Annotated in this window: 27 protein-coding genes and 1 pseudogene; 8 read left to right on the top strand and 20 right to left on the bottom strand. The window is 61.3% G+C overall.

Going from position 1 to position 25,099, the window contains the following annotated elements; genetic code table 11:
* The first annotated feature begins 51 nt into the window (after positions 1 to 51).
* From AB8B29_RS18790 to AB8B29_RS18805, 4 genes and pseudogenes are all read left to right on the top strand, one after another.
* On the top strand, positions 52 to 189 hold the full coding sequence (locus AB8B29_RS18790; protein WP_156143646.1) for a hypothetical protein: 138 nt from the start codon (positions 52 to 54) through the stop codon (positions 187 to 189).
* A gap of 161 nt (positions 190 to 350) precedes the next feature.
* Positions 351 to 914 carry a methylated-DNA--[protein]-cysteine S-methyltransferase gene (locus tag AB8B29_RS18795; protein ID WP_047556315.1) on the top strand — a complete coding sequence of 188 codons (564 nt, stop codon included), beginning with the start codon at positions 351 to 353 and terminating at the stop codon, positions 912 to 914.
* Between the two features lie 124 nt (positions 915 to 1,038).
* A pseudogene (locus AB8B29_RS18800) lies at positions 1,039 to 1,199 on the top strand (NADP oxidoreductase coenzyme); the annotation flags it as partial.
* Between the two features lie 196 nt (positions 1,200 to 1,395).
* Positions 1,396 to 1,836, top strand: a complete 441-nt coding sequence (locus AB8B29_RS18805) for a hypothetical protein (protein WP_037197221.1) — start codon at positions 1,396 to 1,398, stop codon at positions 1,834 to 1,836.
* A gap of 334 nt (positions 1,837 to 2,170) precedes the next feature.
* Here the strand turns inward: AB8B29_RS18805 and AB8B29_RS18810 are convergent, their stop codons facing one another.
* The 4 genes from AB8B29_RS18810 to AB8B29_RS18825 all read right to left on the bottom strand — a co-directional run bounded on the left by AB8B29_RS18810 (position 2,171) and on the right by AB8B29_RS18825 (position 6,229).
* Positions 2,171 to 3,301 carry an Acg family FMN-binding oxidoreductase gene (locus AB8B29_RS18810; protein WP_037197222.1) on the bottom strand — a complete coding sequence of 377 codons (1,131 nt, stop codon included), beginning with the start codon at positions 3,299 to 3,301 and terminating at the stop codon, positions 2,171 to 2,173.
* Between the two features lie 175 nt (positions 3,302 to 3,476).
* Positions 3,477 to 5,039 (bottom strand): glutamine-hydrolyzing GMP synthase, encoded by a 1,563-nt coding sequence (gene guaA, locus AB8B29_RS18815; RefSeq protein ID WP_037197292.1) that lies wholly within the window; start codon positions 5,037 to 5,039, stop codon positions 3,477 to 3,479.
* 102 nt (positions 5,040 to 5,141) lie between these two features.
* Positions 5,142 to 5,783, bottom strand: a complete 642-nt coding sequence (locus AB8B29_RS18820; protein WP_047641117.1) for a 5'-methylthioadenosine/S-adenosylhomocysteine nucleosidase — start codon at positions 5,781 to 5,783, stop codon at positions 5,142 to 5,144.
* Complete coding sequence (locus tag AB8B29_RS18825; RefSeq protein ID WP_037197294.1) at positions 5,780 to 6,229, bottom strand: PaaI family thioesterase; 450 nt, start codon at positions 6,227 to 6,229, stop codon at positions 5,780 to 5,782. Before AB8B29_RS18825 ends, AB8B29_RS18820 begins: the two co-directional genes overlap by 4 nt.
* Before the next feature lie 164 nt (positions 6,230 to 6,393).
* Between AB8B29_RS18825 and AB8B29_RS18830 the strand changes: the two genes are divergently transcribed.
* On the top strand, positions 6,394 to 7,470 hold the full coding sequence (locus tag AB8B29_RS18830) for a DUF2252 family protein (protein WP_092574475.1): 1,077 nt from the start codon (positions 6,394 to 6,396) through the stop codon (positions 7,468 to 7,470).
* A 118-nt stretch (positions 7,471 to 7,588) separates the two neighbouring features.
* On the opposite strand, the gene AB8B29_RS18835 is transcribed toward AB8B29_RS18830, so the two are convergent.
* Positions 7,589 to 8,386, bottom strand: a complete 798-nt coding sequence (locus AB8B29_RS18835; RefSeq protein ID WP_047641115.1) for an alpha/beta fold hydrolase — start codon at positions 8,384 to 8,386, stop codon at positions 7,589 to 7,591.
* Between the two features lie 321 nt (positions 8,387 to 8,707).
* Between AB8B29_RS18835 and AB8B29_RS18840 the strand changes: the two genes are divergently transcribed.
* On the top strand, positions 8,708 to 9,388 hold the full coding sequence (locus AB8B29_RS18840) for a GntR family transcriptional regulator (protein ID WP_047556309.1): 681 nt from the start codon (positions 8,708 to 8,710) through the stop codon (positions 9,386 to 9,388).
* A 12-nt stretch (positions 9,389 to 9,400) separates the two neighbouring features.
* Here AB8B29_RS18840 and AB8B29_RS18845 read toward each other — a convergent pair whose 3' ends face one another.
* From AB8B29_RS18845 to AB8B29_RS18860, 4 genes are read right to left on the bottom strand one after another with little or no spacing between them, the layout of a single operon-like run.
* Entirely contained in the window at positions 9,401 to 10,486 is a 1,086-nt protein-coding gene (locus tag AB8B29_RS18845) for a DUF1513 domain-containing protein (protein WP_092574469.1), read from the bottom strand.
* 5 nt (positions 10,487 to 10,491) lie between these two features.
* Complete coding sequence (locus tag AB8B29_RS18850; protein WP_092574467.1) at positions 10,492 to 11,601, bottom strand: imelysin family protein; 1,110 nt, start codon at positions 11,599 to 11,601, stop codon at positions 10,492 to 10,494.
* Positions 11,601 to 13,160: a di-heme oxidoreductase family protein gene (locus tag AB8B29_RS18855; RefSeq protein WP_047556305.1), complete on the bottom strand. Its 1,560-nt coding sequence runs from the start codon at positions 13,158 to 13,160 to the stop codon at positions 11,601 to 11,603. Before AB8B29_RS18855 ends, AB8B29_RS18850 begins: the two co-directional genes overlap by 1 nt.
* A gap of 45 nt (positions 13,161 to 13,205) precedes the next feature.
* Positions 13,206 to 14,492 carry an imelysin family protein gene (locus tag AB8B29_RS18860; protein ID WP_037197303.1) on the bottom strand — a complete coding sequence of 429 codons (1,287 nt, stop codon included), beginning with the start codon at positions 14,490 to 14,492 and terminating at the stop codon, positions 13,206 to 13,208.
* Positions 14,493 to 14,709: 217 nt separating this feature from the next.
* Here AB8B29_RS18860 and AB8B29_RS18865 point away from each other — a divergent pair, with 217 nt between their 5' ends.
* Positions 14,710 to 15,213: an HPP family protein gene (locus tag AB8B29_RS18865; RefSeq protein ID WP_037197305.1), complete on the top strand. Its 504-nt coding sequence runs from the start codon at positions 14,710 to 14,712 to the stop codon at positions 15,211 to 15,213.
* A gap of 7 nt (positions 15,214 to 15,220) precedes the next feature.
* Here AB8B29_RS18865 and AB8B29_RS18870 read toward each other — a convergent pair whose 3' ends face one another.
* The 5 genes from AB8B29_RS18870 to AB8B29_RS18890 form a co-directional block, all read right to left on the bottom strand.
* Positions 15,221 to 16,510, bottom strand: coding sequence for an RsmB/NOP family class I SAM-dependent RNA methyltransferase (locus AB8B29_RS18870; RefSeq protein ID WP_092574464.1), 1,290 nt, complete (start codon positions 16,508 to 16,510; stop codon positions 15,221 to 15,223).
* 213 nt (positions 16,511 to 16,723) lie between these two features.
* Entirely contained in the window at positions 16,724 to 17,092 is a 369-nt protein-coding gene (locus AB8B29_RS18875; protein ID WP_037197308.1) for a septal ring lytic transglycosylase RlpA family protein, read from the bottom strand.
* A 398-nt stretch (positions 17,093 to 17,490) separates the two neighbouring features.
* Positions 17,491 to 18,363 (bottom strand): SDR family oxidoreductase, encoded by an 873-nt coding sequence (locus AB8B29_RS18880; RefSeq protein ID WP_092574462.1) that lies wholly within the window; start codon positions 18,361 to 18,363, stop codon positions 17,491 to 17,493.
* Positions 18,363 to 19,520, bottom strand: a complete 1,158-nt coding sequence (queG, locus tag AB8B29_RS18885; RefSeq protein WP_092574461.1) for a tRNA epoxyqueuosine(34) reductase QueG — start codon at positions 19,518 to 19,520, stop codon at positions 18,363 to 18,365. Before queG ends, AB8B29_RS18880 begins: the two co-directional genes overlap by 1 nt.
* Positions 19,521 to 19,532: 12 nt before the next feature.
* Positions 19,533 to 20,225 carry a glutathione S-transferase family protein gene (locus tag AB8B29_RS18890; protein ID WP_037197311.1) on the bottom strand — a complete coding sequence of 231 codons (693 nt, stop codon included), beginning with the start codon at positions 20,223 to 20,225 and terminating at the stop codon, positions 19,533 to 19,535.
* A 150-nt stretch (positions 20,226 to 20,375) separates the two neighbouring features.
* Here AB8B29_RS18890 and AB8B29_RS18895 point away from each other — a divergent pair, with 150 nt between their 5' ends.
* Entirely contained in the window at positions 20,376 to 21,176 is an 801-nt protein-coding gene (locus AB8B29_RS18895; protein WP_037197312.1) for an undecaprenyl-diphosphate phosphatase, read from the top strand.
* Between the two features lie 71 nt (positions 21,177 to 21,247).
* Here AB8B29_RS18895 and AB8B29_RS18900 read toward each other — a convergent pair whose 3' ends face one another.
* The 6 genes from AB8B29_RS18900 to pmtA all read right to left on the bottom strand — a co-directional run bounded on the left by AB8B29_RS18900 (position 21,248) and on the right by pmtA (position 24,992).
* The gene (locus AB8B29_RS18900) at positions 21,248 to 21,412 is read right to left on the bottom strand and encodes a hypothetical protein (RefSeq protein WP_037197313.1); all 165 of its coding nucleotides are present in this window, start codon (positions 21,410 to 21,412) and stop codon (positions 21,248 to 21,250) included.
* Positions 21,413 to 21,700: 288 nt separating this feature from the next.
* Positions 21,701 to 22,681, bottom strand: a complete 981-nt coding sequence (locus AB8B29_RS18905; RefSeq protein WP_037197314.1) for a complex I NDUFA9 subunit family protein — start codon at positions 22,679 to 22,681, stop codon at positions 21,701 to 21,703.
* A gap of 111 nt (positions 22,682 to 22,792) precedes the next feature.
* Positions 22,793 to 23,080 carry a DUF1330 domain-containing protein gene (locus AB8B29_RS18910; RefSeq protein WP_037197315.1) on the bottom strand — a complete coding sequence of 96 codons (288 nt, stop codon included), beginning with the start codon at positions 23,078 to 23,080 and terminating at the stop codon, positions 22,793 to 22,795.
* Positions 23,081 to 23,107: 27 nt separating this feature from the next.
* Positions 23,108 to 23,800 carry an orotidine-5'-phosphate decarboxylase gene (gene pyrF / locus AB8B29_RS18915; RefSeq protein WP_037197316.1) on the bottom strand — a complete coding sequence of 231 codons (693 nt, stop codon included), beginning with the start codon at positions 23,798 to 23,800 and terminating at the stop codon, positions 23,108 to 23,110.
* A 1-nt stretch (position 23,801) separates the two neighbouring features.
* Positions 23,802 to 24,389, bottom strand: coding sequence for a histidine phosphatase family protein (locus AB8B29_RS18920; RefSeq protein ID WP_092574460.1), 588 nt, complete (start codon positions 24,387 to 24,389; stop codon positions 23,802 to 23,804).
* A gap of 9 nt (positions 24,390 to 24,398) precedes the next feature.
* Complete coding sequence (pmtA, locus tag AB8B29_RS18925) at positions 24,399 to 24,992, bottom strand: phospholipid N-methyltransferase PmtA (protein WP_037197318.1); 594 nt, start codon at positions 24,990 to 24,992, stop codon at positions 24,399 to 24,401.
* Between the last annotated feature and the right edge of the window lie 107 nt (positions 24,993 to 25,099).

Genomic DNA, 25,099 nt, shown 5'->3' on the forward strand with positions numbered 1-25,099 from the left:
TTCACTCTCCGCCAGGGGTATTTGTGCCGTCTTCAAAAGGAACGATCTCACATGTTGACGAAAGCCATCTTCTCGATCGCCTTGCTCGCTCTCGTCGGTCTCGGTGTTTCCTCTTGTTCCACCTCGGACCAGCATGGCTCCGGTGGCAACATGACGATGAATCCTCCTCCGGCCGGCGGCGGATACTGACACGCCAGGATGCGAGGTAGGATTGGGGCGCCGTCATCGCGGCGGCGCCGTTTTCCTCAACGGGCAAAATGTCGGCAATATCGGCCCTGCACAAGAATCGGGTTGAATTTCACGGCTCGTGGCACGATTTTCATGACAAGTGGAAACACGGAGCGTCCGTCATGAACGAGACAAGGCAAGACTATCTGATCTTCGAAACCGCCGGCGGTTTCTGCGGCATCGCCTGGAGCGATATCGGCGTCATACGCTTCCAACTGCCGACGAAGGATGCCGGGGCGACCGAACGCCTGCTTCGGCGTCGCCTGCCGAATGCGCATCCCGGCACGCCGACGCCTGAAGTCGCGGAGGTCGTCGCCAAGGTGAAACGGTATTTTGCGGGCGAAGAGATCGATTTTTCCGGCGTCGCCCTCGATCTTGGCGAACAGGATGCCTTTTTCAAGCAGATCTACGATGCCGCCCGGCAGGTCACCTGGGGCCATACCACCACCTATGGGACGCTTGCGAAACAGCTTGGCGTCGGGCCGGAAGCAGCCCGCGATGTCGGCCAGGCGATGGCAAAGAATCCGGTCGCGCTGATCATCCCCTGCCATCGCGTTCTGGCGGCAGGCGGCAAGATCGGCGGCTTTTCGGCGCCCGGCGGTTCCAACGCCAAGGCCCGGATGCTGGAGCTGGAAGGCGTCCAGCTCGCGCCGCCGAAACCTGTGCAGCAATCACTGGGGTTCTAGGCAGCGGCACTGGGAGGAGGGGGGCTTCCTCCCCAGGCTTTCGATACCTGGCGGGCGCGGGAAAACAGCAGCGTCTCCTTGTCGTTGAAGCGCACAGGCGTCGGATCGCTATATCCCGCCTCGCGAGGTTGCAAAGGCCCTGCCGAACTGGAAAGGCAAGACGGTCATCGACGCTATGAACGCGTCACTTCCCTTGAGGAGTTGGACGGTCTCCCGTCCTCCGCCTTCATTGCGAAGTTGTTCACCGGCGCCAGGTTCGTGAAAGGTTTCAATCACCTGGTTGCGACCATGTGACCGATGCCGAGAACTGGTCGCGCGCTAATTTCTTCGAGCAGCGCGCGACCGAATATGTGCTCTAACGCTTTGTTATTATCGTGCTTTGGAACTAATGACGCGCGAAACTGTTCATATATAACTTTGATACGACGCTGACGTCGTCCCGGCCGGCTGGGTAAGCGGCGCTCTTGAGGAATAGCCCATCATGAAGATTTCGCCCGCATTTCGTTCAGTCGCAGTTGCCACCATCGCCGCCGCGGGAATTAGCTTTGCCAGCGCCGCGCATGCCGACAGCGGTACGATCCGTTTTGCCGTCTATAAGGCTGCCTTCTTCGTCGGTGGTTCCGGAGGCGAGGGCACGCTGACCTTCCATGGTCGCCGCTATCCCGTCTCGATTGGCGGTATCTCGGGCGGCCTCGCCTTCGGGGCCTCCAAGACCTATTTCCAAGGCACCGTTACCCATATTCGTCGCGCTCAGGATGTGTCGGGGATCTACGGTGCAGCGGGCGGCGGTGGCGCAGTCGGCAAAGGCGCCCAGATGATCGTCATGACCAATGACAAGGGCGCCCAACTCGAACTCACAGGCAGGCAGGTTGGCCTGCAGGTCAATGCCGATATCAGCGGTCTGAGCATCACGGTGAAGTAAGGGCGCCACTCCGTTCATCATTCCTTGGATGGGCCCGATTTGCTGAATTTGGCGATTGGGCACTTCCGGGAAAGGTGCCCAGAGAGTGCCCTTCGCCGTCTATTCTCACTCAATTGTTCTTACTGATCGTTACGCATTGAATTACAAGCGCAAAGCTTCTGCATACGACGAGGAACCGTCTCTCCGATCCGTCAGAAATTTCTGCTCTCGAATTCAAAGGAGAGTTTAGTCGATTCAGAAACTGCTTGGTTTCAGCGACTATCGATATCGATCGGTCGATTTTTCGAAATCTCCGGCAAGCGCGCTTTCGTCAGCCTCAAGGGACATCACGACCCTACGTCCGGAGAATGACGTGCTCGACCGGACGGCGGAGCGATCTGGGCAACTCCGGACCGTACCCGAATCTCATCACGAGATCCGGCCGACGATCGCCGATGCCGAGATAGGTGGCAAATTGCCCCCGCACGGCGGGAACCTCGACCGGTTGATTGATGAAGGCGTGCCGGAGTTGGAGAGCCGTCGCCTGAAGGGCGAAACGCTGACTGCATCGTCCGGCTTCGGCCCAGTAGGCGGGTTCGTTCTTGTCAGAGACGAACACGGCAACACCGGCCGAGCTTCTGAGCTGGCTCTCATAATTCCGGTTTTCAGCCTCCTTCGTGAACACCAGATTGAGGATCAAGCGGCCGATCCAATCCGGCAGGACTGGATTGCCGGAGGATTTCGAAAACAAGCCGTCTCGCGTCGAAAGGGCTGAGCCATAGCTGAATCGAATCCACGATTTCAATTCTTCTACGAACGCGACATCGTCCATCTGCGCACTGTTGCCCGCGACCAGATAGGAGAGGATCTCCTCACGCTGCTTCCGCTCTGTGAAAAGCAGCATCCGCACGCCTTGACCGTTTCCTGCGGCTTCCAAGAGCCGGAGATGTTCGGGCGGGACCGAGCGCCCATCATAGACAGTGCGCGTCGATTGACGATGCGGAATAGCGTCGAACAGGTCTGTCCGTTCGGGCGGCGCAGCCTCCAAGTCGACCCGAATTCCGCGCTCATCGGGATCGTAGCGCGGAACCGCCCGAAGTCCGAAGGCGCGGGCAGCTTGGACCATGTTCTCGACGGCGCAGCCGAGGCTGGCGAACACATGATGATCGTCGGGATCGACAGCGGGCAAGCGACGCCGGGAATCGGGCAGCACGAGGATCGAGCGATCCGAGAGCCGAAATTGCCAAGGCTGCGTGTTATGGCTGTTTGCCGCCAAGGTGGCATAACGGACAAGCTCTCGTTGGGCCGATGACGGCGGCAGATCGGTACTGTCGCTGTGCCGCCACGTGGCGTTGACAGCTTCCTGATAGCCGGAAAGGTCACGGGCATTCATCACAAACGCCGTTGCCCCACCAATTGCGATAAGTCCCCCTCCGGCGGCAAGCGCGGTCAAGAAGGCACGACGGCCTTGATAAATCTCAGACATGATAGTTGGGTATCACGGAGAGGCTCGGCAGACTTTGATCTGAATCAGGTCTTCAGCATTGACGCCATTCGCTGCCGGAGGGCCAGAGTTGCGCGAGGACTACCGACTGCTATTGCAGCGACAACATAGCTATTAGCACGCTGCTTTATCCCGGTTTACTCCGCAGCACTCCCCCTCATTCCCACTCGATCGTGCCCGGCGGCTTCGATGTTACGTCATAAACGACGCGGTTGATGCCGCGGACTTCGTTGATGATGCGGGTCGCGGCGCGGCCGAGGAATTCCATGTCGTAGTGATAGAAGTCCGCGGTCATGCCGTCGACGGAGGTCACGGCGCGCAGCGCGCAGACGAACTCGTAGGTGCGGCCGTCGCCCATGACGCCGACGGTCTGGACCGGCAGCAGCACGGCGAAAGCCTGCCAGATGGCGTCATAGAGGCCGGCCTTGCGGATCTCGTCGAGATAGATCGCGTCGGCTTCGCGCAGGATCTCCAGCTTCTCGCGGGTGATGCCGCCGGGGCAGCGGATGGCAAGGCCCGGGCCGGGGAAGGGGTGACGGCCGATGAAGCTATCGGGCAGGCCGAGTTCCTTGCCGAGCGCGCGCACCTCATCCTTGAAGAGTTCGCGCAGCGGCTCGACGAGCTGCATCTTCATGCGCTCCGGCAGGCCGCCGACATTGTGGTGCGACTTGATGGTGACCGAGGGGCCGCCGGTAAAGGAAACGCTTTCGATCACGTCCGGATAGAGCGTGCCCTGGCCGAGGAAATCGGCGCCGCCGAGCTTCTTGGCCTCTTCTTCGAAGGTCTCGATGAAGAGCCGGCCGATGATCTTGCGCTTGGTCTCGGGGTCGCTGACGCCCTCCAGTTCGCCGATGAAGCGGTCGGAGGCATCGACATGGAGCAGATGCAGATTGTAGTGCTCGCGGAACATGGCGACGACGCCGGCCGCCTCGTCCTTGCGCATCAGGCCGTGGTCGACGAGGATGCAGGTGAGCTGGTCGCCGACTGCTTCATGAATCAGCAGTGCTGCGACGGAAGAATCGACGCCGCCTGACAGGGCACAGATGACGCGCTTGTCGCCGACCTGATCGCGGATTGCCTGCACGGCCTTGGCGCGATAGGCCGACATCGACCAGTCGCCCTTGAGGCCGGCGATGTTGTGAATGAAATTGCCGATCAGCTTGGCGCCGTCGGGCGTATGAACGACTTCCGGATGGAACTGCACGCCATAATATTTGCGCTTCTCGTCGGCGATGAAGGCATAGGGTGCGTTCGAGGAGGTGGCGACCACTTCGAAGCCTTCTGGCAACGCGGTGACGCGGTCGCCATGGCTCATCCAGACCTGATGACGCGAGCCGGAGGACCAGAGGCCCTCGAACAGCGCGCAATCCTCGTTGACGTCGAGGAAGGCGCGGCCGAATTCGCGGTGATGGCCGCTCTCGACCTTGCCGCCGAGCTGCATGCACATGGTCTGCTGGCCGTAGCAGATGCCGAATACCGGAATGCCGCTGTCGAAGATGATCTGCGGCGCCCGCGGTGAGCCCTCGTCCACGGTCGAGGCCGGGCTACCGGACAGGATCACGGCCTTCGGCTGCAGCCGCTTGAACCCGGCTTCGGCGGATTGGAAGGGGACGATTTCGCAGTAGACGCCCGCTTCGCGCACGCGCCGTGCGATGAGCTGCGTCACCTGGCTGCCAAAATCGACGATGAGAACGGTGTCTGGATGTGCTGTCTGGGTCATGGCGAGCCTTTAATGAAAAGCGCTTTCGCTGGCAATCGGGCAAATCATGCCGGAGCCGATTTTATTGTCCCGATTGTCCTCACATAGGGCGGTTTTGATCCGTTAAAACCAGAATACGCCGTCTTCCAATGCGGTAAACAGGCCGTCGACGGCATAGGACAGTTTACGGTCGATGACGTGCAGATATTCCGTCCAGTCGGAAATGCGCTGCAATTCGATTTGCCCATCGGAAATGCCGCGCAGCCCGATCAGCGGACGGCCGTAGATCTGGCAGGCGCGCAGCACCGCGAAGGTTTCCATGTCCACCATGTCGGTGCCGATGCGCTCGTAGGCATCCGTGCCGGACACGATGTTGCCGCCGGTGGAAAGGCTCGCTTCGGCAATAGCGGGAATGCGCAACGGCAGTTCGAGCGTGGCAGGCAGGTCGAGGAACGGCGTGCGACCCTTCTCGAAGCCGAGCGGCGAGGCATCCATGTCGCGGTAGGAGACGGAGCTGACCTGATAGACTTCGGTCTGCTCCAGCGTGGCGGAGCCGGCCGAGCCGAGCGAAACCACGAGATCGGGCAGGTCGTCCTGGGCTTCGAGCTGGGCAAATGCGCGGGTGAGCGCGATCCCTGCCTCGACGGGGCCGACGCCGGTCATCAGCGGATCGATGCGCGAGCGCAGAAAGGGCCCATATTCCGCCTCGGCCGCCATGACGAACAGGATCGATTTGCCCGAAACGCGCTTCAATTCGAATTTCATCCGCTAATTCCCTCTCTGCCACGGATGACCATCATCGTTCCGGTCATCGAGGCAATCAGCTTGGCCGGCCCGTCGCCAATCGCATAGCCGCGTCCATCGGCCACGATGATCGTCGTGCCCGGCTTGGTGACATCGCCGCGAAACAGGAAACGCTCGCCGCGTCCCGGCGACATCAGGTTGATCTTGAATTCGATTGTCAAAATAGATGCAGAGGGATCGATGACGCTATAGGCCGCAAATCCGCAGGCGGAATCCAGCGCGGCGGCGATGATGCCTGCATGGAGGATGCCGTGCTGTTGCGTCAGCTTGACGTCGAACGGCAGCTCGATCTCGACCGCGCCATGTTCGACGCGTGTCAGTTCCGCGCCGATGGTCGCCATCGCGGCCTGCCGCTCGAAGCTGGTTCTAATGCGGGCCCGAAAATCGCCGCTGTCTGCCTCTGTCATACCATCCCCTCTTCGCGGGTGCGAAATTGGCATGGAGAGGCGGCGAGAACAAGGGTCATGCTTTGGAAAAGCAAAGCCTCTGCCGCTTCTGCGGCCGACATCCAATTTCCTCAATGGCAGCATCATGCTATCCGAAACCAGAGAATACATGGCGAGGGGCATCGATGACGACGATCCTGCAATCGGTGGCGGCCTACGAGACCTGGATGCGGGCGCAGCTTGGCGACGATCTGGTCGGGTCCGGCCTGACAAAGAAGCACAAGCTCATGAAGAGAGACAGCTTCTCATTCCTGCGCGGAACCTACTGGCGCTGGGCCGAAACCATCCTCCAGATCTGCCCCGATCTCGCGAGTGCGCCGCAGATATTGGCGATCGGCGACACGCATCTCGAGAATTTCGGCACTTGGCGTGACGAGGAGGGGCGGCTGATATGGGGCGCCAACGATTTCGACGAGGCCGCCGTCATGCCTTACGCGCTCGATCTCGTGCGCCTGGCGACCAGCGCGATTCTGGCGCGGGGCAATGATGGTCCGACGCCGCGCGCCATCGCCGATGCCATTCTTGGAGGCTATCGCCGCGGTTTGCGGCAGCCGTCTCCCGTCATCCTGGAGCGCGATTACAAACGGCTGCGCAATGAGGTATTGCTGTCGAATGCCGAGCGCAGGGCTTTCTGGGAGAAGTATCGCAGTTTGCCACCGGCGAAAGACCCGGTGCCGGAGCCCTATCTGAAGGCGCTGCGCAGGGCATTGCCGGATCCGATGACAGAATTCGAGGCAAAGCCGCGCACGGCCGGCACCGGCAGTCTGGGCCGTCCGCGTTTCGTCGCCTATGTCGAATGGCGCGGCGGTCCTGTCCTGCGCGAAGTCAAGGCGCTGCTACAGTCTGGCTGGTCGCTCAAGCATAACCCCTCGGACAAGACGATCCATACGGGTGTTATCGCCGCGGGACGGGCGCGCTCGCCCGATCCACGTTACCAGGTGAGCGGCAAGCTTCTGGTCCGCCGTCTATCACCCAACAGCCGCAAGATCGAAGTCGACGGAGATATGCAGGTGCTGCTGGCGCCTGAGATGCTGGATCTAATGGGCTTCGAAATCGCCAACTGCCACGCCGACGATGCCTCGCACCTGCCAGGCATTGTTGCCGATCTCGATAAGCGGGGCACCGATTGGCTGCGAGCGGCGGCAAGGGCCGTCGCTGTCGCTGTCAGTGCGGAACAGGCCGAATTCGCCAGGAAGGGATAGGCCGGCAGCCTGTCGGCCTAGAGAATTCCGGGAAAAGTGCGAAGCGGTTTTCCGTCCGGGATTGCGCAAAAACAATAGCATGGAGCGGTTGGGCGATTCCGTGAAACGCGTAACCGCTCTAGTGGCCGGCCGCTTCGAGGATCAGGCGGGCGATCGTATCCGGGTGAGAGATCAGCGCAAGATGGCTTGCCTTCACCTCGATGGTCTTGGCGCCCATGCGCTTGGCCATGAAGCGTTCGAGGTCGGGATTGATCGTCCGGTCTTCGGTGGAGACCGCATACCAGCTCGGCTTCGAATGCCATGCGGCCTGGGTCGTCTTGCCGGTAAGGAGTTCCTTGTGGAACGGCTCCTGTACGGCATAGAGGACCTTGGCCTTGGCTTCGGGCAAATCGCCGGCGAAGTCGCGCAGGAAGGCTTCTTCGCTCAGGCGGCCCTCGTCGCCGTCAAAGACGATGCCAGCCGATGCCGGCGGCGTCGGATAGGTCTTGGCAAGCGCCGTGTAATCCTCGCCGGCATCGGGCGCACGGGCCGCGACATAGACCAGCGAGGAGACCTTCGGGTGCATGCCTGCCTCGGTGACGATCATGCCGGAGAATGAATGACCGACAAGCACGGTCGGGCCGTCCTGGCGATCGAGAACGCGCTGGGCCGAGGCAACGGCCTCGGGCAATGTGGTCAGCGGGTTCTGCACCGCCGTGCAGTTCAGCCCCTTTGCCTGCAGCCGCGCGATGACCTCCGACCAGCAGGAGCCGTCTGCAAAAAGCCCATGCACCAACACGACATTACGCGCCTTTTGCGGGGCTGAGGTTGCCGAACCGCCAGCAACGTTGGTGGCGGCCATGCCGCTGGTGGAAACGAGAGAGGCGGCGGCGCCGGCAACAAGTGCTGCCGAGAAATTCCGTCTGGTTATCATCATGGTCCTGATCCTTTGCATCGAAGGGGTGAAGTCGGCAGCGGAAGGCCTTCCGGCCGAGGGCTCGCTCGCGATGTCATTGTCGTTGAAAAGAGCATTCCGCCGAAGCGCTCGGACAAAATCTGCTCTGCTTGCATTCTGGTCTGGCATTCTGGCCGCCCTGCGTATGCGGGAGGGCGTTTCATGAGGGATTTTGTATTCCTACTGCTCAGGATGGTCAATCATTGAATGCGTAACAGTTGCGTGATAGTCATTCTGCATGCAAGGTAGCAGAACAATAGCGACATTGCATACGAGATGGGGCAAAATGCCAGGAGATCGGGAATGACCAATGGGTTCGAGGATTCCGCTGACAACCGCGAATTGCTGTCGGACCGTATCCGCAACGCCCTGGCCGATGAGATCGCGACCGGAAGGCTCGAGGCAGGCGCGGCACTCGACGAGCAGCATCTTGCCGATCGCTTTGGTGCTTCGCGCACACCGGTTCGCGAGGCGTTGAGGCAATTGGCGGTGAGCGGCCTGGTCGAGGTGCGGCCGCGCCGCGGCGTCGTCGTCGCCCGCATGACACCGGAGCGCATCATGGAGATGTTCGAGACGGTGGCGGAGATCGAGGCCATGTGTGTGCGGCTTGCCACCTACCGCATGACGCCTTTGGAGCGCAGCCACCTGATCGAGCTGCACGATGCCTCCGAAACGATCGTGAAGAAGGGCGATTTCGATGCCTATGACGCCTTCAACCGCGCCTTTCACGAGGCGATCTACCACGCGACGCATAACAGCTTTCTGGCCGAACAGGCGATTGCCATACGCAGTCGCTTGACCGCCTTCCGCCGCGCTCAATTGCAGCAGGACGAGCGCCTCGATCGATCACGAGCGGAGCACGAAGCCATCATGCAGGCAATTGCTGAGGGTGACGGCGATATGGCGTCGCGGCGCATGCGGGCGCACATGCTGAATGCTGCGACGGCGCTGCGCCGCTTCATCGAAGCCAGCAAACCGGTCTGAGCCGTGGCGAAATCAGCCGCGGGCGATGCGGACGATATGCTGATCCCAGGCGACATCGCTGTGCTGGCCCAAGAACTCGCCCTCATAGGAGGACACGGCGAAGCCATGGCTGGCCGGCGCAATGCCCGCCGCATCAGGCACGCTTTCGACCTTCAGCACCTTGCCCGTCTTCGCATCGAGCGTCACCGATGTCCCCTCGACCGGCGACGTCACGCCCACGAGGTTCTCGGCGCGATTGACGGCGATGGCGCCGACATAGTTGCCGAGCGCGCGGGTCGTTTCGTCGGGCAGGGGGACGAAGGTTAGGTCCTCACCCCTGGCGAAATGGCCGACGAGCGGCGGCAGGTCGTTGCGATGGCCTTCATACTGACAGGCGAACCAGACCCGGCCGCTTGCATCGATATCGACATGCCGGGTGGAGACCTGGGCATATTGCGGCGGCAGGACATGTTTCTCGATCAGCCGGCCGCTCGCCGCATCGATCAGCGTCAGCGACGGCTCCATATGGTCGAGATTGAGCTTGGTGCGGCCGAAATCCGGATGCGTCTCGATGCCGCCATTGGCAACGATCAGGAACCTGCCGTCATCCGAGACGGTCATGTCGTGCGGGCCGACACCATAGGTCTCGTACTCGCCGATGCGGACAAAGCGGTTGCGGGCATCATAAAGCCCGATGATACCGCGATTGTCGTCGAAGTCGTTCTCGCTCGCATAAAGCAGCTGGCCATCGGGCGAAAACGTACCGTGCCCGTAGAAATGCCGGCCTTCCCTTGCGCTGATGACGATCGGCTCGGCCTTATTCCAGGGATCGAAGATCATCGCAAAGGTGCCCGGCCGGCGGGCGAATGCGACGGTCTTGCCCGTCGCCTTCGAGAAGGCCATGCCATGGGCGCGAGCGGGCAGGGCCACCTGATCGATGATCCGGCCCTTCTCGGTCACCGTCGCCACGGCAAAGGAGCCGTCGGCGGCGCGGATGCCCGACGCATAAACCGCATCGGCCCGCTCCAGGGCCATCAGGGCGCCGGGCTTGAGGGCTGCGAGGAATGTCAGCCCCGCACCTCTAACGAAAGCTCTCCGGTCGATCAGCCCGCTGCGCATCGCCCTTAATCTCCGTCGGCGAAGGAGAAGCCGGCCGAAAGGCCGATGGCGCCGCCATACTCGTCGCTGAAGGCGGTGGTGAGATCGCGGCTGACGGCAAGCAGCTTGTCGAGCTTGGCGCGCTCTGCATCGTCGCCAAGCGCTTTTTCGATATCCGGATTGATCGTCGGCGCGGTCGCCGCAAGCTCGTTCAGCAGCCTGTCGATCTTGGCGGCGGCGTCGCGCTTGTCCGCTGGCAGCAGGCTTGCCATATCGGCCTTTTCCCAGAGCGCCTTCAAACCCTCGACATTGCCGGTGAACGACGTCCAGGTGTTGGCGGAGCGCCAGTAGATCGCCATCTTTGGCCGCGCAGAGGCGGGATCGCCCTTGTAGAAGCTCTCCAGCCGCTGGTCGCGGACGTTGGCCGCACCATGCACGAGGATGCCGAGCAGCGCCGTGACCGCTTCCTTGTTGTCCATGAAATCATCGCTGGATTTGCCCGGATACTTCCAGGATTTCTGCACGCCATCGGGTGCATCCCATTCGTCGGCGATTTCCTTGGCCGTGTTTTCGATATTGCCGGCGACGGCCGCGCCATAGCGGCAGCGGAAGCCCTGCTTCTGGCTGGCGAGGACGTCCGAACCGGTGCCGTAGAGCACATATTCCAGGGCCGTCATGCTCATCAGCGCCACGCTCTTGCCGGCAACGGCCTCGACCGTCGCGTCCTTCTCGTCCGCCTTGGCGATCAACGCCTGCACCTGCTTGAGGCCAACACCCTTGCGGTCTGGATAGAACAGGATGTGCTCGAAACGGTTCTTGTCGATGATCGGGCCGGTATCGACGATTTCGATGCGCGACCAGCTCTTCACGGTGTCGCCGAAGGCCGATTGGGCGCTGGCGAGCGTGGCGGCAGTGGGATCGGCGCAAAGCGCCTTCATCGCCACGGTCAGCTTCGAGGCCGAGTCATGCATGGCGCGATAGCCGGGGCGAATGACATCGTCCACTGCCTTCCGCAGGGTTGCAGGCACGGCCGCTTCGTTCAGGCCGGCGCCATTGGCCGTCGCGTCCTGCGCATGGACTGATAACGCCGAGACGGTGAAGAGAAGGCTAGCTGCGAGACGTTTCCAGTGGCGCATCAAAGAGACTCCAGAAAGTTGATGAGGGCTTGCCGATCGTCCGTCGAAAGGTCGGCGAATGCGTTGCGGGCTTTTTCCGCCTCTCCTCCATGCCAGAGGATGGCTTCGGTCAAGGTGCGGGCGCGGCCGTCATGCAGATAGGCCTGCTGGCCGCTCACCGTTTGGGTGAGGCCTATACCCCAGAGCGGCGGGGTGCGCCAATCGCGGCCGGAGGCCACACCCACCTGCTGGCCGTCGGAAAGGCCTTCGCCCATGTCATGCAGCAGGAAATCGGAATAGGGCCAGATCAGCTGGAATGCCTGCGGTGAGTCCTTGCCATCGCTGCCCTTGATGTCGTCGCGGGTGACGAACTTCGGCGTGTGGCAGGCGGCACAGCCGGAACGATAGAACATCTCCTTGCCGTGCAGCACATCGGGAAAGCTCGCCTTGCGGCGGGCGGGCACGGCAAGATTTTCGGAATAGAAGGTGACGAGGGCAAGGATCGGATCCGGTGCTTCGGTATCGCCCAGGCGCTTCTGCACGCCGTTCGGCATGGCAAGGCAGCGCGGTTCCTTGGACGTGCAATCGCCGTAGGGATTCGGCCGGTCCGGCGTGGAAATGCCGATATCGGCCGAGAAGGCGTCCGCCACCTGGTCGCGCACCGTGGCATTCTGGGCCTTCCAGCCGAAGCGCCCGAGCGCCATCTGGCCAGTGCGGTGGTCGCGGACGATGGCGGGGCGACCGCGAATGCCCGTGCCGTTCTTGCCGTCCGGATCAGCATTGGCAAGGATATCGGCTTCCGGAATGGCCTCGATCAAGCCCAAGCCGATCATCGGCGGCGCGATGCGAGGAGAGAGGGTCGTCGTCGGATCCAGCGGTCCATAGGCCAGATCGGTCACGCCGTAATGTGGCTTGCGCAACGTCACTGTCTCGCCGCCCGCGAGCGTCACTGTCTCTTCCACATAGCTCACCGTCACCTTGCCTTCGGCGGCAAGGCCGGGCACGGCTAGATCCTGCAGTTGTTTGCCATAGGTCGAATCCGGAAAGTTGAGCGCGCGGAAATCCTTGGCGGCCTGCTCCTCTTCCGGCGTGGCGGCAGACCGCGCCAGGCGCAGGACCATCGAGGTCGCGGCGGCTCCGGTGGCCTCCGGCGGATGGCCGCGACCATCGCGGATGTGGCAGCTTTGGCAGGAGCGGGCGTTGAACAGCGGCCCGAGACCGTCGGAAGCCTGCGTGGAGGAGGGGGCCGAGACCCAGAGCTTGCGAAAGAGGGCGTTGCCTAAGTGGAAGTTCTCGCCGCGCTCCAGCCCGAGATTGGCCGAGGGCTGCGAGAAGATATCGCGATGGACGGGATCGATCGATGTAGCCGCCCCGCCCTGCATCGCCTCATAGGCCTCGGCCTTCGAAAAATCCGTGGTCGCGCGCGTGACGTCGCGCACCCGGTTCAGCTGCTCGGCGGAAAGATCGCCGCGGGTCGTCGGAAAGTCGAGGATGCCGGCAACGGCCAGGGTGATCGAAAAAACCAAAAAACCCGCAGCGAGGGCGGGCAAAAGGGCGCGGTTGGCCGGGATGTTTGTCATGGGTGTCAGGGCGGCAGCGTCTTGTCGCGCCGCCGCCCTCCTTTATTACTTCTTGAAGACAGAGTTAGGATTGTCCAGGCTGTCCGAACCTTCAAGCTTGATCGTGCCGAGATCGAGAGCGGCAATGACGCGCTGGATGCTCTTCGTCTGGTCGAGCAGGCCATCGATGGCCTTCTGCACGGTGGCATTGCCTTCCTTGTTGCCTTCGCCGATCATCTGGTCGTATTTCTCGACCGTCTCGCCGCGATGCACCAGCGCCTTCATGGCTGCAAGGGTAGCGTTGAGCTTCCCCTCGGTCTCCTTGTCGAGCGCTGCGTCCTTGGCCTTGACCAGATCGTGCAGCGACGGGCCTTTCAGCTTGGTGCCGTCGACACGGGTATAGTTGCCGGTATAGGCAGAGGCGATGCCGATGGCGTCGCCATTGTGCTCGTTATAGGTATTGTCGGAGAAGCAATCCTGCTCCTCTTCCGGATCGTGAAGCAGCAGGCCGAGCTTCATGCGCTCGCCGGCAAGTTCACCGTAGGAGAGTGAGCCCATGCCGGTCAGGATGGTGGTAAGGCCAGCCTTCGGATCGGCTTCGACATGCTTGGTGGCTTCGCCGTCCGGTGCCCACTTGGCCGTCATGTCTTGAAGGTCCGAGACAAGAAGCGTCGAAACGGATCTCAGATATTCCGCGCGGCGGTCGCAATTGCCGTGCGTGCAATTCTTCAAGTCGTAATCGGTGGCGGGGCGTTCGCCGGCGCCCGGTCCGGTGCCGTGCAGGTCCTGGCCCCAGAGCAGGAACTCGATGGCATGGTAGCCGGTCGCGACGTTAGCCTCGACACCGCCAGCCTGGTGCAGCGTGCCCGACAGGAATTCCGGGGTCAGATGCGAAGCATCGACATCCTTGCCGTTGATCTTGATCGTCTTGTTGGCAATGACGTTGGCGACATAGAGTGCGTTCTCATCGCTTTCCGTGCCGTAAGAAGCGTCGACGTAGTCGATCAGCCCCTCGTCCAGCGGCCAGGAATTCACCTTGCCTTCCCAATCGTCGACGATCGAGTTGCCGAAGCGATAGACTTCCGTCTGGGCATAGGGAACGCGGGCCTTGATCCAGGCGGCGCGCGCCGCCTTCAGCGTCTTGTCGCTGGGGTCGGCAAGCAACGCGTTGATCGCCTTGTCGAGCGCCTGTGCCGTCGTCAGGGAGTCCTGATATTTGGCATGCGCCACCTCCGCATAATGCTTGAGGACGGCAGCCGGCTCGGGAGCGGCTGCAAGGGCGGGAAGGCCGGATACGGCAGTTGCGGCAACGGCCACCGCGAGCACGGCGCCAAAATTGATCTTCAGTTTCATATTCCTCTCCTACGACAGCGGGGGGCACCGTCAAAAACTTGGTATTTTGTCTCATGTATGAAAAATAAACTTGTGTCAAATACTCTAGTTTAGAACGATTTTAAGGCAGGAAATTATTGGTTAAGGCCGCAGGAATGGAATGGATTTGCTTGAAAAAGCGGCAGATGCAGGTCAAAAAACAGGCATGTGGATTTCAGTTGAGTCTCGAAGATCTTTCATGCATCGCCATTTCAAGCATTTCCTTCACCGTCATGAGCCGAAAGGCCATTGGCAGGGGCATCTGAAGTCGGGTGTAGGCGCCATCACAGGCATGACCGCCGTTGGCGCTCTGGCGATTGCGACCGGCATTCCCTTGCTGATCGCACCCTTCGGCGCGACGGCTGTGCTGATCTTCGGCCAGCCGAAGAGCCCACTGGCGCAGCCTGCCAATGTGCTCGGTGGCTATCTGCTGGCCGCCATTGTCGGCAGCCTCGCCATGGCGCTGCTGCCGGGCCTTTGGTGGGCAGCCGCCATCGCTGTCGGTCTTGCTATCGCCGCGATGCTTATTTTAAGGGTGACGCATCCGCCGGCCGGCGCCGTGCCGCTGGTGGCATTCGGATCGCATCTGTCGGCGTGGACACTGTTCACCGTTGTCGGCCTTGGCGGCCTGCTGCTCATCGTCATTGCCGTGCTGCATCACCTCATCCCGCCCCGACAGCAATATCCGCTGCGGGCGGATTGATTTCACCTCACGCTTTCCGCTGCAGACGGCAGAAGAAGAAGCCGTCCGTATCGGTCGATGCAGGTGTCAGCGTAATGGTCTTGCCATCGGATGAGCGCGGCCGCGGCGCATCTTTGCCGAACAGCTTTTCCCAGGAACTCAACGCCTCCACGACGTCGAAATCCGGGTTCTGGCTGGCGAAACGGTTCACCTGCACTTCGTTTTCCTCGGGCAGCACAGAGCAGGTGACATAGAGCAGCGAGCCGCCGGGGCGGACGAATTCGCCGGCCTGGGCCAGCGCTTCCTGCTGTTGGCTGGTACGCTCGTCGAGGTTCTTCTGCGTCAGCCGCCACTTCGTGTCGGGCCTTCGGCGCCAAGTGCCCGTGCCGGTGCAGGGCGCATCGACCAGAACCTTGTCGAATTTGCCGCGCAGCGGCAACAAACCGTTGCGCTCGTCATGGACCTGGACATTGCGGGTTCCGGCCCGCTTCAAGCGCTCGATGATCGGCGCCAATCGCCGCCGGTCGGAATCATAGGCGTGGGCCTGACCCTTGTTGTGCATGGCAGCCGACATGGCGAGCGTCTTGCCGCCGCCGCCCGCACAATAGTCGAGCACTTGGTCGCCCTCTTCAGGCAGAACGAGATCGGCGACGATCTGTGAGCCCTCGTCCTGCACTTCGAACCAGCCCTTCTGGAAGGAAAGCTCGGCGGTGACGTTCGGCAACCGGGATGCACCTTCGCCGGCGGGAATACGGATGCCGAAACGGGCGAGCTTCGATGCCTGCGCGCCTGCGCGATCGAGCGCCTTCACCACCTTGGCGCGGTCCGCCTTCAGCGCGTTGGCGCGAAGGTCGAGCGTCGGGCGTTCAGAGAGGGCGTGCGCTTCGGAGAGCCAGTCTTCGCCGAAGGCGCGCTCAAAGGAAGGTTCGACCCATTCGGGGATATCGCCCTGGATGTGCCGGGGCGCATCTTCGAGCTTGCGGGCGGCAAAGGCAGCCAGCGCCTCGGCGCTCGGAGCCTCGGGGGCGAATTTGTCACCGTCGAGTTCGGCAGCCAGCGCCTCGGGCGTCAGGCCCCATTGGCGAAAGAGCACGGCATGGGCAAGTGCCGAAGGGCTGTCGTCGCCCATGAGCCAGGCATGGGAAAGCCGCATGCGTAGCGCGTCGTAGACGATATTGCCGATCGCGGCCCGATCGCCGGAGCCCGCAAAACGATGAGCGAGCCCCCAATCCTTCAGGGCGTCGGCCACCGGTCGCTTGCGCGTTTCGATATCGGCAAGAACCTCGATGGCCCCCTGCAATCGGCCGCCCAGACGCATTTAATACTCTCCTGCTTGCGCATGGTCCCGAAACTCGGTGGAGCTGTCGGGAAATGGCATGCGCTGCCAAAATGTCGCTGACGTCTCATCAATCCGCACGAATAGCGCACATGGCGGCGGATTATTGAGACGTCCCAACCGCGTGGTAGCCGCGATTGACGGAGAGAGCAAGCGTTGTGCCGAAATGCCCTATGCTTCCGGCCTGATCGCCGATTACTTCGAGGCGACGACTTCGTAGCAGACGCTGGCGGTGCCGGAGGCGACCATGCCGATATCCTGGGCCGCGGCGCGGGAAAGGTCGAGGACGCGGCCGCGAATGAACGGCCCGCGGTCGTTGATGCGAACGACGACGCTACGACCATTGTGCTTGTTGATGACCCTGAGACGCGTGCCGAAAGCAAGCGAGCGATGGGCGGCAGTAAGGTTTCTGGAACTCATACGTTCCCCGGACGCAGTTTTGGAGCTTCCTCCGTACCATGAGGCGCCTCCGCATCCATTCGAAGCTAATGCCGGTGTCGAAAGAAGAGCAAAGGAGGCGGATATAGTTGCGGCGATTGCCAAAGAACGTCTGATGTTCGTCAAACCGAATTTTCCCTCAAGCTGTTGAACTTGCGCCTTGCGTAGGCGGCGGGGCTTAAATCCGGCCAAAAATGGCGAAAAAGTGCCTGGTTTGATCACGGAATATTACAATATGTAACATTCGTGATGCAAAGCGAACTACATGACTAATAGTTGGATTTATCGATTTGTGGAAAAAATCTAATAAAATCAGTTGAAAATGGAACAATTATTCTTGTCGGCATACGGCGGCGCATAAGTTCACGAAAATCGGAAAAATAATTTTCCGGCCTTGCCACAATTGCTGCCGCATTTGGGCCAATTTAGAGGTCGTTAACCATAATTGTGGAGTAAATTGAACTAGGAGAGGCGGACAAGTAGGAATTTTCATGCGATTCCTCTTGATTGAAAGACGGGTTTTCCTAGCCGCGCCACCGCCCCGATGACCAGAGCTCCGCAAGCGACATGCGGTATTCGGGAAAGCGAAAGGCAAAACCGAGGGCGCGTAGTTTCGCGTTCGAGACGCGCTTGTTCTCGCCATAGAAGGACCGCGCCATCGGCGTGAGCTCGGCCGTTTCGAAAGGCTGTTCCGGGGGCGGTTCGACACCCATGAGACGGGCGGCTTCGGCGACTATATCCTGTGGCGGCGCGGGCTCGTCGTCCGTGACATTATATATACCGCCGAGCCTGCGGTCCGACAGGAACCGCGCGCAGGCGCCGATGTCTTCGACGCGGATACGGTTGAAAACCTGATTTGCCTTGATCAGCCGCCGCGCCGTGCCCTTTTCCAGATTGCTGAAGGCGTTGCGACCCGGGCCGTAAATGCCGGAAAGCCTGAGCACCGCAACGGGCAAGTCGAGCCTTACGCCGACGCGAAGCCAGCCGTCTTCCGCCTCGACACGCTCCACGGAGCGATCCGCGATCGGATGCAGCGGGGTCTCTTCGCTGATCCAGGCGCCCTTGTGGTCGCCATAGACGCCGACAGTCGACAGATAGCAGATCCATTCCAGCTTCGGCATCAGCGCACGCAAATTGAGCTGCGCCAGTCGCAGCAGCGGATCCCCCGCCCTGCCGGGCGCGATCGATTGCACCAGATGCGTTGCGGATTTCATCGCCTCACGGAGAGCCGGATCGAGCGTCTCGCCGTCGAAGACAAAGGCTTCGATGCCTTCCGCGGCCAATAGCTCCGCCTTGTCGGCCGAACGGGTGGTGCCCGTGATGCGAATGCCGGAGCCCGCGAAAGCCTTGGCGATGGCCGTCCCCGAGTAGCCACAGCCGAAAATCACCACATGCATCACATCGCCCCCGCTATTTTCCATTCCGCGCGAACCTCTTCGTCCGGCTCGTCATCCCTTTCTGCCGCAAATGCGCGAAATTCGCCAGCCGTCATCAGCCGCGACAGCGCCCAGACGGCCATGCCGCGCACGACGGACGAGGGGTCCTTAGCCAGATCGCGGCATAGCTCGATCAAAGCGCGTTCGCCGGAATTGCCGGCGGCGATGAGCACATTGCGGATAAAGCGGTCGCGGCCGATGCGCTTGACCGGCGAGCCGCTGAAGAAGGCGCGAAAGGCCGTATCATCCAATGTCAGCAAAAAGGCGATCGACGGCTCCTTCAGCTCTTCGCGTGCAACCAGCTTCATCTCGGAGGCAGCGCTTGCGAACTTGTTCCAGGGACAGGCGGCAAGACAGTCGTCGCAGCCATAGATACGGTTGCCGATCATCGGCCGGATCTGCGGATCGATCGGTCCCTTGTGTTCGATGGTGAGGTAGGAAATGCAGCGGCGCGCATCGAGTTGATAGGGCGCGGGAAAGGCGGCGGTCGGACAGACATCGAGACAGGCGCGGCAGGAGCCGCAATGATCGATTTCCGGCTCGTCCGGCTCCAGATCGGCCGTGGTGAACATCGATCCGAGAAACAGCCATGAGCCGTGTGTGCGGCTGACGAGATTGGTGTGTTTGCCTTGCCAGCCGAGCCCTGCTGCGGCCGCCAGCGGCTTTTCCATGACCGGCGCGGTATCGACGAAGACTTTTACGTCCTCCTTGGAGCGCGCGGCAAAGCGGGTGGCAATCTCCTTCAGTCGCCCCTTGATGACATCGTGATAATCACGGTTGCGGGCATAGACGGAGATTGCTGCCTTGTCGGTCTTCTCCAGAATGCCGCGCGGATCTTCGTCCGGACCGTAATTGAGGCCGAAGACGGCTATGGAGCGAGTCTCACGCCAGAGGACGCGCGGATCGCCGCGCCGATCGCGCGTCTCCTCCATCCAGCTCATGGTGCCGTGATGGCCCTGTTCCAGGAACTGGCCGAGCCTGACGGCTGCTTCGGGGATGGCGTCCGGTCGCGTGATGCGGCAGAGGTCAAAGCCTTGGGCGCCTGCCTCTTCGCGCAGAAAGGCGGTCAGTGCGCGCCGTCGCTTGCCGGCTTTTTCCGCTTCACGATCCTCGGGCATATCTAGCCCTCGTTAGAAATCCAGGTCGGCGTAGTGCGAAACCGGAGTTACACCGCGTACGCGCTCCGCCAGGATCGGTCGGAAGGACGGACGCGACTTCAGCCGCTGATACCATTCCTTGGCGACCGGCGATTCCGTCCAGTCGATCTCGCCGAGATAGTCGAGCACGGAAATCGAGGCGGCGGCTGCCAGATCGGCATAGCTCAGCCGCTCACCGGCGAGCCACTGCCTGGAGCCCGCAAGCCAGGAAAGATACTTCATATGCTGGCGGATATTGCCGCGCGCCATGCGCATCACCTTGGAATCGGGTGCGCCGCCGCCCTGGTCCGCGGTCATCTGCAGCTTGAAGACGCGCTCGCGCGTCAGAGGCCGCGTCACGTCCTGTTCCATCTTCTGCATGAACCATTCCGTCAGCCGGCGAATCTCGGCGCGCTGAAACGGATCCTCGGCCAGAAGGCGGCGATCCCGCTTCAGGACGCCGTGCGTCTCGTCGAGATATTCGGAAATGACAGTCGCGCCACAGAGCGCCCTCATGCTGTCATCGACATAGACGGGCAGGGTTCCCGCGGGATTGAGCGCCAGGAAGTCGCGGCGCTTTTCCCATGTCTGCTCCTCTATCAGCTCCGTCTGATAGCCATATTCGGTCAGGATCAGACGGACGAACCGTGAAGAAGATGACATTGGGTGATGATACAGCGTCGGCATTGATACTCGGGTGTTTCCAATTGGTGCTACGGAGTTTTTCGGGTCGCGATCCTGCGGCCCTAGTCATTTGTCATGGGTTGAAGCTATAGGAGCTTGGCCTAGTTTGCACAAGCGAATCGGGCCGCCCTGCCGTTTGACAAAGGACACGATATGGCTGAACAAATTATTATCGCGCTGGTTTTGGGTCTTGTGGAGGGGCTTACGGAGTTCATTCCCGTCTCCTCCACCGGCCACCTGATATTGCTCGGACACTTCCTCGGCTTCAAGGAAGCCGCCACATTCGACGTTCTGATCCAGCTCGGTGCGATTCTCGCCATCCTGCTTGTCTATTTCAATCGCCTCGTTCAAATCGCCAAGGCGCTGCCTGTGAGCGTCAAGGCCCGCCATTTCGTGCTGGCTGTTCTGTTCGGCTTCCTGCCGGCTGCCGTCATCGGCGCGCTCGCGCATGACTTCATCAAGACCGTTCTGTTTGATTCACCGCAGCTTATCTGTATCTCGCTGATCCTCGGCGGCATTGTGCTGCTCGTCATCGACAAGATCCAGTTCAAGCCCAAATATACCAGCGCCTATGAGTTCTCCTGGCCGATGGCGATCAAGATCGGCTTCTTCCAGTGCCTGGCAATGATTCCGGGAACGTCGCGTTCGGGCTCCACCATCGTCGGCGCCTTGTTGCTCGGAGCCGACAAGCGATCGGCCGCAGAATTTTCCTTCTTCCTCGCCATGCCCACCATGGCGGGCGCCTTTGCGCTGGATCTTTGGAAGAGCCGACATGATCTCAGCACGGACCAGGGTCTGCTGATCGTCATCGGTTTCGTCACCGCCTTCATATCGGCGCTGCTCGTCGTGCGGGCGTTGCTCGACTTCGTCTCACGCCGCGGCTACGCCCCCTTTGCATGGTGGCGCATTGCCGTCGGCACCCTCGGCCTGATCGGACTTTACACGATCGGCTAATACGGACGGACTGACGTCGCAATCCTGGAGAAAGATGGGGGCCGGTGAGAACCGGCCTTTTTCATGCTCGATCAGTTCGACGAGGAAGCGCCGATGGAGCCTGTCGTGCAGGGGTCGACGCCATAGGCCGGCGCACATTCGCCCTTCACTGAGGCGATGCTGCCGCGGGCCATGAAGGATCCGGCGAGAATCACCAATGCCGCGCACGCAAACAAAAGCGCGATAGACTTACCCATCGAAGAATGCCTTTCCGCAGAAGTGTGAAGCGCCCCTCAGACCAGCTCACTGTCCAAGCCTGAGACGCGCGGTTGTGTTAGTCAGTGGAATGAGCAATAGCAATAAATGTTCATATTAAATTTGACGTTAATGCTACTATTTCCACACTGCGTCTTTTGAGCAACGCTGAGCTGTGAATGACGGTGCTCTGCCAGCCTGCTGGAGCAGGTTTCTGCCGTTAAGGAGCAATAAAAAACGCCGCTCGGCAAAGCCGGGCGGCGCGTGAATTTCGTGGAATGGCCGAATCGTTAGGCTGCTTTGCCCGAGCCGGTGAACTGACCCTGCGGACGATAGCGGACCAGATAGGACGGCAGCACGGAGATGAGCAGCGTCGGCAGCAGGCCGATGTCCTTCAGCGTCCGTCCTTCCGCCTCGGCCTGCTTGGAAACGACATTGTCGCTCTTCAGCAGCGTGACCTGGTCTGGCGTGATCGGCGGCGTGATGAGCGGCACCAGCGACGCGATCGAGCCGATCAGCGAGGCGACGGCGAACGGGATCGAGACGAGCGTCTTCTTCCGGTTGATGACGGACAGCGTGGTCTCGAGACATTCGCGGAAGGTAAGCACTTCCGGGCCGCCCAGTTCGTAGGTCGTGCCGGCCTTCAGCTTGCCGTCGACGCTGCGCGCAACGGCCTCGGCGACATCTTCGACGTAAACAGGCTGGAATTTGGTCTCGCCGCCGCCGATCAGCGGCAGGAAGGGTGCCGTGCGCGACATATCGGCGAACTTGTTGAAGAAGCCATCTTCAGGTCCGAAGACGATCGAAGGCCGCATGATCACTGCATCCGGCTTTATCGACAGGATGGCTGCCTCGGCGCGGGCCTTGGTGCGGGCATAGGCCGAAGCGGAATTGGCATTGGCGCCGAGCGCGGAAATATGCGTCAGCGAAGCGCCGACGCCGCGCGCGGCCTCAGTGATGGCCTTGGCGCCGAATTCCTGCACGGCGTCGAAGGTGTTGCGGCCGCTTTCGGCCAGGATACCGACGCAGTTGACGACATGCTGCGCGCCTTCGACGGCGCGGTCGATGGAATTGCGATAGCGCACATTGGCCTGGACGATCGAAATCTGGCCGAGATTACCGGCCGGCACCAGGAAACCGGCAAGGTCGGGACGGCGTACGGCGACGCGGATGCGATAGCCACGCTTGGCAAGCGTGCGCACCACATGCCGCCCGATGAAGCCTGATCCTCCGAACACGGTAACGAGCGGCGGGAGGTCGGACAGGGTCATGGCAGGCTCCTCGAAAGGCTTTGATTGGGCTGATCTGATTTCGTCTTAACCGATCGGAGCGCCGAGGTGAAGTGCTATCGCGCTGCATCGCAGCGTCACATTTCGAAGGGATCAAATCCCTTCGACGACGACCATTTCCGCATCCGCTACTTCATGGCGGATTTTGGCGGCCGCCTGGTATTCCGGCGAGTTGTAGCAATCGACGGCATGTTGCAGCGACGGAAATTCGATGACGACGTTGCGGCCGCGGGCCTGCCCCTCAAGCGGGGTGAATGCACCACCACGGGCAAGGAAATTCGCGCCGTATTTCTCGAAAGCCGGCTTGGCGCCGGCGACGTAGTCCTTGTAGCGCTCGAGGTCGCGAACATCGACGCGTGCAATCCAGTATCCCTTTGCCATATTTGCCTCCCTGTTTCCCGTAATGATCTAGAGTGCGGCGTCGATCTCGGCGAGGATGGCCCGGGCCGCCTCCTTGGGATCGGCTGCCTTGACGATGGGCCGGGCGACGACGAGATGGCTCGAGCCGGCCTTGATGGCGGCGGCCGGCGTCATCACACGCTTCTGGTCGCCCTTGTCGCTACCATCAGGCCGGATGCCGGGAGTTACCAGCGCCATGTCCGGGCCGATGATCTTGCGCACGGCGGCTGCCTCCTCGGCCGAACAGACGATGCCGCCCATGCCGGCGAGACGCGCCTGCTCGGCGCGGCGCAGCACCAGCGTATGCGGATCATATTCATAGCCGGCGGCAATCAGATCCTCTTCGTCCATCGACGTCAGCACGGTGACGCCGAGCAGGCAAAGATCCGATCCCTTGGCTGCGGCGACGGCCGCTTTCATTGCCTTTGGATAGGCATGCAGCGTCAGCATCGACATGCCCATCTTGACGATGTTCTCGACGCCGGAGGCCACCGTGTTGTCGATGTCGAGCAGCTTCATATCTAGGAAGATCCTCTTGCCGTCGGCGGCGAGATCGCGCGCGAATTCCAGGCCGCCGGCAAAGGCGAGCTGATAGCCGATCTTGTAGTGGAGGATATCGTCGCCGAGGGCGCCGACCACTTTTTCGGCCTCCGGAAGGTTTGGGACATCCAGTCCAACGATCAAGCGGTCGCGTGCGGTCATCTCAAGCCCATCCCATCCAATCTTCCATGGGTGTCCAGTCGCATGAGACGACACGCTTCGCAAGATCGAAACAGAAAAGATTGCCGCCGCCGGGAGGCTGATCGGCCTGCCGCGCGATCGGCTTTCCTTCCAGATGGCATCTCAGCAGCGTGCCGACGCCGCCATGCCCGACGAAGGCCATCGGCACCTGCGGATCATGCCGCGAAAGTACGGCATCGACATTGGAGACGATCCTCGCCTGCGCATCGATGGCGCGCTCCCAGCCTTTGAAGCTCTCGTGCGGATGGGCAAAGAACCAGTCCGCCGCCTTCTCGAATTCCGGCGGGGTCAGGAAGCCCGTGGCGCTGCGGTCGTTTTCATGCATGGCCTCGATGATTTCGACCGATGCACCGCTTGTGGCCGCGAGAATTTCGGCTGTTTCTATCGCCTTGCGTTCGCCGCTGGAGACGATCAGGCCGAGCCTGTGCGCCCAGGGGTGTGTCGCCGCCAAGCGTGCTCTTGCCGCGCCGATCTCGGAAAGTCCCCATTGCGGCACGGGAATGTCCGGGTCGATGCGCACCTGGGGGTGCGTGACATAGAGGGCGTACATGGGATTGCCTCAACCGCGGCTGTAGATCCAGAGCTGGGCCGGCGGAATATTGCGGACGATGAAGTCGAAGTGGCGGATGTGATAGCGATCCGGCCTGGCGATGATCGGCGAGACCGGCCCATAGGAGATCTGCACGACGGGACGGCCAGGCGGCATGCGGTCCAGCAGGCTCTCCAGCAGCGCGACACGCGCCTGCATCGGGAAATTAAGGAGCGGAATGCCTGACACGACGGAATCGAACGTCTGGCCGCGCAGGACGCCGAGCGTCTTGTCGAGATCGAAGGCATCGCCATTGATGAAATGGACGCCGGGATAGAGCTTGACGAGGTGATTGTAGAAGTCGGTGGAATATTCGATGGCGACGAGGTTCTGGGGCTCAACGTCGCGCGCCAGGATTGCCTTGGTGATGGCTCCCGTACCCGGGCCTAATTCCAGCACCGGCAGCCCGGATTGCGTGTTGATGATGCTCGCCATCTTACGGGCGGTGATCGAGGACGTCGGGGCGATCGAACCGACTGTCTTCGGCCCCTGCATCATGCCCTTGAAGAAACGGATCTCCTCGTCGAATTTCTTGCCCAGCCGTTCCTTGAGACGCAACGCCATGCTCTCCCCCACCAGATGTTATGGTCGCGACTTACATACCGCTTATCGCGAATCTTGCAATGCGATGACGCAATAACAAGAGAAAATGTCGCAATCCACAAAGGAAA

This window comes from Rhizobium sp. 11_C7_N12_5 (assembly GCF_051811145.1).
Classification (GTDB): Bacteria; Pseudomonadota; Alphaproteobacteria; order Rhizobiales; family Rhizobiaceae; genus Rhizobium; species Rhizobium lusitanum.